Source organism: Enterobacter sp. JS8-1 (genome assembly GCF_049187015.1).
Lineage (GTDB): Bacteria > Pseudomonadota > Gammaproteobacteria > Enterobacterales > Enterobacteriaceae > Enterobacter > Enterobacter mori.
Window position 1 is genome coordinate 156,777 of record NZ_CP185806.1, and the last position, 12,260, is coordinate 169,036.

The following is a 12,260-nucleotide window of genomic DNA, read 5'->3' on the forward strand; positions in this document are numbered from 1 at the left end:
ACAACCAAATAAGCGAGCAATATCACCACTGTTAGCGCCCGCAAACTATCGAGGACAATATATATGTACGAAACGGCATCATTGTTGAAAAAAGCCGCAAAAGGCTGCAAAGACACCCCACTCTCACTGGGCACCCTTCAACCCCTCTCGTTCGCTGAAATCAGAAAGAAATTTGAAAATGTATTGTCATGGAGCGAGGCACAACATCTCTACCGGGAAGCTCAGGAACAACTGAAAAAAAACAAAATTCTTGAGTCCCGTATTTTTACCCGCGCCAATCCACAGTTGCCACAGGCCATCCGCTCTGGTATCCGGGATAATGCAACGTCCCGCAGCTATGACAGTATGTTTGGTTCACGCTCATCCTCCTTTGTTAAACCCGGCTCCGTAGCATCGATGTTTTCCCCGGCAGGCTATCTGACTGAGCTGTACCGTGAGGCTAAGGGGCTTCATTCTGCCAGCTCTGTCTATAATCTTGATGTCCGCCGTCCCGACCTGGCAGGGCTGCTGCTGAGTCAGGAGAATATGGATGAGGAGATTTCCACCCTCACCCTGTCCAATGAGATTCTGCTCAGCCATGTGGAGAAAAAAACGGCTATCAGCGGGGATGAACTGCTTGAGCACTTTTCCACCGACCGTTTTTCAGGCGCAACACCGTATCATCAGCCTTATGAGACCCTGAGGCAAAGTATCCTGGCGCTTGACCCTGAACTGGATGCGCTCGCGTCAGCCCCGGATGTCATGAGCCAGGCTGACCCCTCATCCCTGCTCGCCATCATGGCCAATATCTCCCCTGAGCTTCACGATATTCTTAAGGAAGACCTGAGCGGTGACCCGGATCTCCTGTTTGCTAAAAATTTCCCGGACAGCGTTACTTCTGAGCAGTTTACTGAGGTCGACTTCATTGCTGATTACTATGACCTGACTGAAAGCGAGGTTCAGAGGTTTGTCGGCTTAGCCGGATATATTTCAGATGAGATGCTTCATGGCTCTCAACAATCTTTCTACAAAAACAATGTATTATCATCAATTTATATCGGGAGTGACGGCGTATTAAACAGTTATCAGATGAGCAGGAATATGTCTTACCCAACCCAAACCTGCTTTACCTTCACCGAGTTATTCTGTCGTAACGGTGGTGGCTTTATTGCCCGGTGCTGTTCCAAGAAAGACCTGAAAAAAGTGGTGGTCAGAATTGGTCAGAATGGCCCGGCTCTTGCAACCATGGAAGGCGTATTTCCTGCGGGAACTGTGATTACTTCCACCGAATTCAACCTGACTGCTGCCAATCAGGCAGAGCTGGAGACAGAGCTTCGTCTGGTATTTACGGTGGAGTTTGCAGATGGGACCTCCGACTGGTTTAGTACCTGGATGATCCGGAGGGAATATCCGCAGACAGAATTTACTCTGAGGCTCAACAAAGCCATTCGCCTCTGTCGGGCGACGGGTCTGTTACCGGAAGAACTGGAGAGGATAGTCTTTACGACTGGTACCGACGGACTGATTACCGACAGCGTTCTGGAGCAGATTTTCCTGACGCTTTTATTCCGCGACCGCTACCGTATATCCATTCCGGATGCACTGGCAATTAGTGGCGCGAAACTGGCCATATTTTCCAGCGACGAGGGCGTCAGCCACTTCGACCAAATTTTCAACACGCCTGCCCTGGCAGGCGAGTGGTTCAGCGCCGATAACAGTAACATCAGCCTCGCACCGGATGCGGTTGATGCGTCCTTTGCCCGCGACAGCCTGCTTCGTGGCCTGACCGTTACCCGCGGCGAGCTGTATCAACTGGGCCTGATGTCTGGCCTGATTACAGCTACCAGCACCACCCTGAAGCTGACCCTGGCGAATGTCTCCGCTCTGTACCGCCTGTCCCTGGCGGCTCGCCTGAGTGGGCTGACCATCAATGAACTGTACCTGCTCTTTACCGTCTCGCCGTTTACGGTCGCGACCAGTACGGCTTTTGTGCAGTACCTCTACCAGCTGTCACGCTGGATGGGAGATGCCGGTCTCAGTGCTGCTGAAGTCTGGATGCTGACTTCTGCTGACCATCCGCAGGCCCTGACGCCGGAGATGCTGACCCTTCGCAGCACCATTGCTTCCGCAGTCTCTGTACAGGATGTCAGTGCCGCAGCAGATGATGCTACCCGTCGGCGCCTGATTGCGCCGTATATCGCCGGTACCCTGGGGCTGTCATCGCCTGACCTGGCCGCCTCCCTGGTATTGTGGTGTGAAAATGCCGGATGCTTTACGCTGGAAAGCTTCCTGACTTTACTCCTGAAAGAAACACTGAGTGCTGATGAAGAGGGCACCCTGGCCGGATACCTCCACGTACTGGCGCAGTACAGCCTGACCACTCAGGCTCTGAGCCTGAGTGAGGCTGAAGTGAGTGTGCTGGCCAGTGTCCCGGGCGCTCGCCAGCTCCTGCCGGATGTGGCTCAGGACAATGCCCTGGCGCGTCTGATGTCCCTCCACTATTTTCATCAGTGGCTCAATACCCTGGGGCGCGAAAGCAGCACCATTCTGGCTGCACTGAATGAAGGTAGACTCACCACCACACTGATTGCTTCCGCCATGGCGCTGGATGAGGCCGTCCTTGCCCAGGCGCTGTCCTGTGTGGATGAAGATGCCAGCGCTGAATCCACACTCGGTAACTGGCAGACCATTTACCAGATACTGCAGTGGGTGAATGTGGCCACTGCACTGAACACCATGCCGGCGGTGGTGAAACAGCTGGTCGATATCCGTCTTTCCGGTATGGCAGACGAGCAGCCCTCCTGGGAGGAATGGAAAAATCTCTCCCGCAGCCTCGAGGCCGCGCTGACGCAGCGTCAGGCTGCCACGCTGACTGCCTCAACCGCCGAACGTCTGAGTGATGTTTTGTGCAGCTGGTTCCTGGCTAATGTGGAAAACGACGGTGTGACTCTGCGTTCACATGATGACCTGTACAGCTATTTCCTGATTGACAACCAGGTCTCTTCAGAGGTGACAACCACCCGCCTGGCAGAAGCCATAGCAGGTATACAGCTGTATATTAACCGCGCCCTGAACCGGATTGAGCCGCATACGGTTAATGATGTGTCCACCCGCCAGTTCTTCATCGACTGGGAAATGAACAGCCGCTACAGCACCTGGGGCGGGATGTCCCGTCTGGCGTACTACCCGGAGAACTACGTTGATCCGCTGCAGCGTATCGGGCAGACGAAAATGATGGACGAACTGCTGCAGAACATTAACCAGAGCCAGCTCAGTGAAGACACCGTGGAGGATGCGTTCAAAACCTACCTGGCCCGTTTTGAAACGGTAGCTGACCTTAAAGTCATCAGTGCCTATCACGATAATGTCAACAATGACTCCGGGAAAACCTGGTTCATTGGTCGTGGCCGTGAAGCTGTAGGGGAGTATTACTGGCGTAACGTGGACATGTCCCGTTTCAGCGAGGGAAAACTGCCCGCTAACGCCTGGAGCGAGTGGGTTAAAATTGACACCCCAATTAACGCCTGGCGGGATACCGTGCGCCCGGTGATATTCCGTGACCGCCTGTATGTGGTCTGGGTTGAACAGGAGGAGGTTGCCACCAATGGTACCAGTAATCCGGTTATCTCATACAGGCATACTCTGAAACTGGCGTTCCTGCGCCATGACAATAACTGGAGTTCACCATGGAATTACGATATTTCCGAGCAGATCGATGGAGTGTTGGGTAAGACTGTTATAGAGCAAAATGATAATCTTTTGGGGCTGACTGCGTCGGGGTATAAGGGGGAGGATACTATTTTAATTTATTTATATAAAGTTAATGAAAGCTATTCTTTCCCGGAGGATGAATCTAAAGAAAATAACATCAGAGGTATGATGATTTACTCTGATGGGAACTTTTCTAATTTAACCAAGAGTAAAATGAGGCAATGGGCTGTCATTGCAAATACTTTTGATTCATTTGATGAGATAAGTGAAGGGGTGTTTGAATTAACTAAGAGGGCGAGCTATTGTTTTGCAGTTGACTATGAAGCACCATCTTGGTTTCCGATGGGGGAGGCTAAAGGGGATTTTGATTATAGCGTAATGACTAACGCGTCAATCCCTAAAATAACTATAAAAAGCTCATCAGAAGACATCAAGGTTGTTTTTCATAGCCCTGCTTTCGATATAAGGCATGAAAGTAACCAATGGCTAGTACAGCGTCAACTTTATGCGATGAAACTGACACAAGGAACCGGGAGCGATGAATATGCTATTCATGGTCAAATCCTTGATTTTGAAGGTAAAGATATAAATACTACTGATGCTAGTCAAAGGAGTGTCGCGCCAATAACGGCATATAATATTGATCGAAAAACCCTTGCGTGGACTGCTGAATATACACAGTTTATAAATGGTGGTCATTACCTATCGCTGACGAGCATTAACAATAACCGCGTGTTTTTCGAACCCTATTTAAATGTCAATCATGGTGGGGATGGCGTTAAAACCTATACGGATGATCGTAAAGACGATTATATCAGTTGTGCAGCAGCAGCTGATAGATTTGAATCGAATAGTGGAGGGTGGCTGTGGTCGAATCAGATTCTCAAATCACCTTTTATTTTAACAGCGAAAACTCCAGCTGAGAATGTATGTGTTTCAATAGATTTTGGCAATGAACCTATCATATGTAAGGCATCTGAGCATGTAACCCAACTGCCTGAGGCTAATTTTAATTTAATGAACTATACGTTTAAAGATATTGAATTTAACATTCCTCATGATGCATTTGAAAAAAACCTTGTATATATAGATGTAACATTCATTGCGACTGCACTATACCAACGTTCATTAGGTATGCTATCAGGTACTATTGCCATTCGTCGTGTCGATTACTCTGTTGAATCAATAATTCAACTGCACGAGACTGACGCAGGCGTGCAGTATATGCAGATTGGTGCACACCGCATTCGTCTGAATACTCTACTGGCATCACAACTGGTATCCCGGGCCAATATCGGCATCAATGCCATTTTGTCCATGGGAACCCAGCGACTGCCAGAATATCAGTTGGGTAAAGGGTTCTGGTTCCAACTGACACTCCCTAAATATGACCCGAATGTACACGGTAATGAATCCTGGTTCAAAATATCCTATGCCTTCTACCATACTTCAGGAGACCGGCACCCAATCATGTCTGGATATCTTTCCAGCACTGAAGAGACGGTTATATTGCTCTTCTACACTTATCCGGATGGTGGATGGCAGCAGAAAGAAAAATGCCATCTGGAAGTGGCTTATAGCAAGAATGCGAATACCGCTACAAGTGAGCGTAGCGTAATATTTGAGTTTAATTCAGAAACCGGAGCAGCTAAAGTCATTCGTCCCGGAATAAACCCCCTTCCTGAAGGCATCGTCTCTTCGGTTAGTATTGTTAATAGTTCAACCTCCTCGCTCGATTTCAACAGTTCCTGCGCCCTCTACTACTGGGAACTTTTCTACTACGTCCCGATGATGTGTTTCCGTCGCCTGCTACAGGAGAGCAAGTTCGAAGCGGCCCGCAACTGGATGAACTACGTCTGGAACCCTAACGGCTATATCGTTAACGGCGAAATTGCTCCGTGGGTCTGGAACTGCCGTCCGCTGGAGGAGACGACTTCCTGGAACGCCAACCCACTGGATGCGATTGACCCGGATGCGGTTGCCCAGAATGACCCAACCCACTATAAAGTCGCGACCTTTATGGACTTTATTGAGATGCTTGTCACCCGTGGCGACATGTGCTATCGCGAACTCACCCGCGATGCGCTGGCAGAAGCCAAAATGTGGTACGTCCATGCCCTGGGCTTGATGGGCGATGAACCTCAGGATTACGGCACTGCGACCTGGAACACCCCATCCCTGGCCGATGCTGCCAGTACCACCACCCGTGACGCCTGTCAGGACCTGCTGGCGACTATCGAGCCGGCTATCACCTTCCCTGATGTTCAGGATGAGGACGATACCGGTACTGACGACAGCACGTCGGCGGATGTTGTGATGGTGACAGAGGCTGAAGTTATGGACGAGGAGGATGCGCAGACCCGCACCGCCAACTCTCTGACCGACCTGTTCCTGCCAGAGTACAACCCGGCCCTGACGGAGATGTGGGCCACCCTGCGCCTGCGTCTGTACAACCTGCGCCATAATCTCAGTATCGACGGTCAGCCGTTAAGTCTGTCCATTTACGCTGAACCGGCCGACCCGGCAGCGCTGCTGTCCAGTATGGTGCAGGCTTCTGCGGGCGGCGCGGCCCTGCCGGCCGGCAGGCTGTCGCTGTTCCGCTTCCCGGTGATGCTGGAGCGTGCCCGCAATCTGGTCAGCCAGCTGACGCAGTTCGGCAGCGGCCTGCTCAGTATGGCAGAGCATGATGATGCGGATGCGTTCAGCACTCTGTTGATGCAGCAGGGGATGGAGCTGATAACCCACAGCATTCGCCTGCAGCAGCGCAGCGTGGACGAAACCGAAGCCGATATCGCCACCATGAAGGTGACTCTGGCCGGGGCTCAGGCCCGCCTTGATAAATACACAAAACTCTACGATGAGAACGTTTCTGCCGGGGAACGTCAGGCTATGATACTGGCTGACCAGGTTTCCTCGCTGGCACTGGCCAGCCAGACCATCGGTATTATTGGCGGCGCCGCTGATTTAGCCCCGAGCATCTTCGGTTTCGCCTGTGGGGGATCCCGCTGGGGGGCGCTTTCCACGGCAATGGCCGCAGGCATGGGGATGGAGTCGACCTCAATTCAGACGGCTGCAGATAAGGTGAGCCGGTCTGAAATGTACCGCCGCCGGCGTGAAGAATGGGAAATCCAGCGTAACAATGCGCAGTCTGAAGTTGACCAGATTGAAGCCCAGCTGGCCGGGATGGCTATCCGCCTTGAGGCCGCAAAGCTGCAGGTGGATTATCTGGAGACCCAGCAGGGTCATACCCTGGCACAGCTGGAGTTCATGCAGCGGAAATTCACTAACCAGGCGCTGTACAGCTGGATGCGCGGCAAGCTGAGTGCCATTTACTACCAGTTCTTCGACATTGCCCAGTCCTGCTGCCTGATGGCACAGGAGGCGCTGCGCCGTGAGCTGAACGACAACAGCGTGACCTTTGTCCGGGGCAGCGCGTGGAACGGCTCCACCGCCGGCTTTATGGCGGGTGAGACTCTGCTGCTGAATCTGGCGGAAATGGATAAGGCGTGGATGGAGCGGGAGGAGCGGGCGCTGGAAGTGACGCGTACCGTATCACTGGCACAGGTCTATGCCGGCCTGACGAGTGGCAGTTTCAGCCTAACTGATGCTATTGCGGACAAAATCCAGGCCAGCAGCAGTAAAACCCGGGGCGCAGACGGCAACGAAGTGAAGCAGGATGGGGATAAAGAACTGACTGCATCCGTGAAACTTTCCGGTCTGAATATTAAGGACGACTATAAGTCCAGCCTGGGAGCAACCCGCCGAATCAAACAGGTGAGCGTGACGCTGCCGGCACTGGTTGGCCCGTACGAGGATGTGCGTGCCGTACTCAGCTACGGAGGCAGCGTGGTAATGCCGCGCGGCTGTTCTTCCATTGCCGTCTCTCACGGGATGAACGACAGCGGCCAGTTCCAGCTTGATTTTAACGATGCGCGCTACCTGCCGTTTGAAGGTATCCCGGTGGATGACACCGGCACGCTGACCCTGAGCTTCCCGGACGCCACCGGGCGTCAGAAAGCCCTGCTGGAAAGTCTGAGCGATATCATCCTGCATATCCGCTACACCATTCAGTCCTGATACCGTCCATTATCTGATTCAGGCCCCCGCGGGGGCCTGCAAGGAGTTTGTTATGCAGGAATCAGCATCGTTGCAGATTCAGCCACCGGCTTTACCTAAAGGCGGCGGCACACTCAGCGGAATGGGAGAGTCCCTTTCCGCCGCCGGACCGGACGGTACGGCATCTTTTACCGTACCGCTGCCTGTTTCTCCGGGTCGTGGCTATGCACCTGAGCTGGCGCTGTCTTACAGCAGTACAGCAGGCAGCAGTGAGTTCGGTATGGGGTGGGGGTGTCAGTTACCCTCCTTCAGCCTGCGCACAGCAAAAGGCGTCCCTCAGTATGCCGGCGAGGATGAGATTGTTGGCCCCGATGGTGAGGTTCTGGTACCCGTTGTGGACGGGCAGGGTAAACCACTTCAGCGAACCGGCACAATGGGCAGTACATCCTGTACCGTGACCCGCTGGCAGTCTCGCGTGGTGTCATCGATGCCCCCGAGGATGGAATACTGGCAGCCCTCAGCCAGCAGCGGTGAGCAACCCTTCTGGGTCATGCTGACCCCGGACGGGCAGCGCCATCTGTTTGGACGGACAGCTTCAGCCCGCGTCGCTGACCCGCAGAATGTCAGTCATATTGCAGTCTGGTTACAGGAGGAAAGCGTCAGTCCGACCGGGGAACACATCCATTATGCCTGGCGTGCCGAAGACGATGCCGGATGTGACAAGGATGAACTGGCACTGCATCATGGTGCCCACGCGGGTCGTTATCTGACACAGGTCAACTACGGCAACGTGAAACCATCCCGGACCTTTATGCTGGAGAATGGCGGCGCCCCGGCTGAAAATTCGTGGCTGTTTCATCTGGTATTCGATTATGGCGAACGCTCATCGTCACTGAACGATGTGCCGGCGTACGCGACTGCGGGAACATGGCCGTGCCGACCGGACAGCAGCTCGCGATACGGCTACGGTTTTGAAGTTCGCACCCGCCGTCTTTGCCGGCAGGTACTGATGTTCCATCGTCTGGCAGCCCTTGCCGGGAAATCTGTTCAGAGCGAAGTGCCGGCGCTGGTCTCCCGGCTGATACTGACCCACGACATGAACACCAGTGCCTCTCTTCTGCTCAGCGTGCGTCAGGTCGCACACGAAGCTGACGGTACCCCGGTGACGCTGGCCCCGCTGGAGTTTGACTACCAGCGCTTCGTGCCGGAAATGAACACCACCTGGCAGGCCGCGCCGCAGCTGAATAAGCTGAATGCGTATCAGCCGTGGCAGATGGCCGACCTGTACGGCGAGGGTATCCCGGGGCTTCTGTATCAGGACATGCCCGGCGCCTGGTGGTATCAGGCACCGGTCAGGGATACGTCGGGAAGTGATACTGATGCGGTTGCCTATACTGCCCCGGTGCCGCTACCCCGCATTCCGGTTCAGCAGGACAGTGCAGTTCTGATGGATATCAACGGAGACGGGGCGCTGGAATGGATGGTGTCAGGTGCCGGTGTTCAGGGCTACCACGCCATGTTACCGACTCAGGACTGGACCTCATTTGTTCCCCTCAGCGCCGTGCCGCTGGAATATTTTCATCCACAGGCTCAGTTTTCCGACATCACCGGTGCCGGACTGCCGGATTTAACCCTGATTGGTCCCCGCAGCGTACGGTTCTGGGCCAGCGAGCGGGAGTTCTGGTCGAAAGCGAGTGATGTGGCACACGCCGCCAGCCTGCCACTGCCCGTGCCGGGGCGGGATGACCGTCGCCTGGTCGCATTCAGTGATATGACCGGCTCTGGTCAGTCGCACCTGACAGAAATCAGCGCGGATACCGTCCGCTACTGGCCCAATCTCGGACACGGTGTTTTTGGTGAGCCGGTAACGATGACCGGTTTTCATGTCGATGGTGAAACGTTTAATCCGGAACGCCTGCACATCGCAGACCTGGACGGCTCCGGAACAAGCGATTTGATTTATGCCCGCCATGACCACCTTGAGGTGTATCTCAATGAGAGCGGCAACCGTTTTGCGACACCGATCTCCATCGCCCTGCCTGAGGGCGTCTTCTTTGATGATACCTGTCGTCTGCAGGTTGCCGATATTCAGGGGTTGGGGGTCAGCAGCATCCTGCTGACCCTGCCGCATATGCCGGTGCAGCACTGGCGCCTGGACCTGGTCACCCGCAAACCGCTGTTGCTGAATGCCATCAACAACAACATGGGGGCCGACACCACGCTGGAATACCGCAGTTCGGCCCAGTTCTGGCTGGATGAGAAGCAGCAACTGACAGACGCAGGCCGTCAGGCCTTCAGCTACCTGCCGTTCCCGGTCCATCTTCAGTGGCGCACGCAGGTGCTGGATGAAATCAGCGGCAACCGCCTGAGCAGCCAGTGTGTCTACCGTCACGGGGCCTGGGATGGTCGCGAGCGCGAATACCGGGGGTTTGCCTGCGTGGAGCAGACAGATACGGATGCGCTGGCCATGGCTTCGCGCGGTGCGCAGACGGACAATCCGGCTCCCGCTCGTACTGTAAGCTGGTTCACCACGGGGGTGGATGCCGTGGACAGTCAGCTGGCCGATGAGTTCTGGCGCGGCGACAAACAGGCATTTCCGGGGTTTACTGCGCGTTTTACCCGCTTTGATACCACGACCGGACATGATGTCATCCTGGCGCCCGATGATGAGCAGACGTACTGGCTGAGTCGTGCCCTGAAGGGCTCACTCCTGCGCAGTGAGCTGTATGGAGATGACGGCTCTGACCGGGCGGGTATTCCCTATACCGTCAGCGAGTCGCGGTCCCAGGCACGGTTACTGAACGGCATGGACGGGCGTGACCCGGCCGTGATGGTGTCGGTCACGGAATCGCGCAGCTGGCAGTATGAACGGGTGGCTGCCGACCCGCAGTGTTCCCAGCAGATTGTGCTGAAGCAGGATGAAAATGGTCTGCCGACTGACAGTGTGGAGATTGCGTATCCGCGTCGCGATAAGCCCGCCAAATCGCTGTATCCGGATACGCTCCCGGAGACCCTCTTTGACTCCAGTTACGACGACCAGCAACGGATGCTGCGTATCAGCCGCACCCGAAGCACCACATATACACTGTCAGATAACGACACCTGGCTCCCCGGGCTGGCAGATACAACCCGCACAGATATCTGTGAGCTGACGGCTGAAAGGGTACCCACAGGTGGCATTTCGCTGGAGTGGTGCCTGGGGGCTGGGGCTTCGATGCTGCCGGGTGTTACCGCACAGGACTATGCCGGGCATTCCCGCGTGGTGTACACCGGTGATGACGGCAAGCCGGTCTTCCCGCCACTGGTTGCCTGGACGGAAGTGACCGATCTGGATGAACATGCCCTGAGCGCCTTTGACGGTATTCTCAGTGCCGGGGCTCTGACATCCTTGCTGAAGGAAAGTGGCCGACTTACCGTTTCGGTACCCTTTGATACAAGTAACGTAACTGTCTATGTCAGTCGCCAGGGACTGACAATATACGCAGGGGCTGTCGAATTTTATTGCCCCCTGAAACAACGTCAGACTGAGCTGACAGGTGTCACCACGCTGGACTGGGATACTCACCACTGTGCGGTCGTCACGACAACCGATGCTGCGGGATTACAGGTTAGTGCGGAATATGATTACCGTTTCCTGGCCCCCTCGAAAACCAGGGATGCAAATGACAATGTCACGCTGGCACATTACGACGCTCTGGGACGCCTTATTTCGACCCGCTTCAGCGGAACGGAAAACGGACTGAAGCGGGGCTACACCTTACCGGAAGAGGAAAAAGAGCCGTTCAGGGTACCTGTAACAATTGACGACGCACTAAACCTAAAGCCAGGCATTCCGGTAGCAGGTTTCCAGATCTACGACACGCTCAGCTGGATGTCCACAGCAAAAGATAGCGGGAAAATGCATGCCGCGGATGTGGATTACGTTACGGAGGACGGGTATATCACCCGTCTGGCCTGGCGGCGCCGGCATGAGCGTGCTGGCGACACGCCACGCGGCGAACCACCGCACATTATGTCTGTGACCACAGACCGCTATGACAGTGAGCCGGAGCAGCAGCTGAGTCAGTCCGTCAGCTTCAGCGACGGATTTGGTCGTCTGCTGCAGGCTGCAACTCGACATGAAGCTGGTGAGGCCTGGCAGCGTACGAAGGAGGGCGGGCTGGTTGTCGGTAATGACGGTCCGGTGAACGCTGAAACGGATTTTCGCTGGGCGGTGTCCGGGCGTACGGAGTATGACAGTAAAGGCCAGCCGGTGAGGGCATACCAGCCTTATTTTCTGGACAACTGGAAATACGTCAGTGATGACAGCGCCCGCCAGGACCTCTTTGCCGATACTCATCACTACGACCCTACGGGCCGGGAAATCAGCGTGACGACGGCGAAAGGCTGGCAGAGACTGGTGTTCTATACGCCGTGGTTTGCGGTCAGTGAGGATGAGAACGACACGCTGGCTGACTAACCAGATACTACAGGCAGTCCCGCCAGGGGACTGCCTCCATAAACAGGAGAATACC

At 54.8% G+C, this 12,260-nt stretch carries 2 protein-coding genes; both read left to right on the forward strand.

The genetic code is table 11. From position 1 onward, the window contains the following. The first annotated feature begins 63 nt into the window (after positions 1–63). The gene (locus ACOQH0_RS24005) at positions 64–7,767 is read left to right on the forward strand and encodes a neuraminidase-like domain-containing protein (protein ID WP_421512423.1); all 7,704 of its coding nucleotides are present in this window, start codon (positions 64–66) and stop codon (positions 7,765–7,767) included. A gap of 52 nt (positions 7,768–7,819) precedes the next feature. Next, positions 7,820–12,205 carry a SpvB/TcaC N-terminal domain-containing protein gene (locus tag ACOQH0_RS24010; protein WP_421512424.1) on the forward strand — a complete coding sequence of 1,462 codons (4,386 nt, stop codon included), beginning with the start codon at positions 7,820–7,822 and terminating at the stop codon, positions 12,203–12,205. Positions 12,206–12,260 lie beyond the last annotated feature (55 nt).

Excerpts from the sequence above, each read along its gene's own strand:
- ACOQH0_RS24005 (WP_421512423.1), top strand. The coding sequence starts at position 64 with ATGTACGAAACGGCATCATTGTTGAAAAAAGCCGCAAAAGGCTGCAAA.
- ACOQH0_RS24010 (WP_421512424.1), top strand. The coding sequence starts at position 7,820 with ATGCAGGAATCAGCATCGTTGCAGATTCAGCCACCGGCTTTACCTAAA.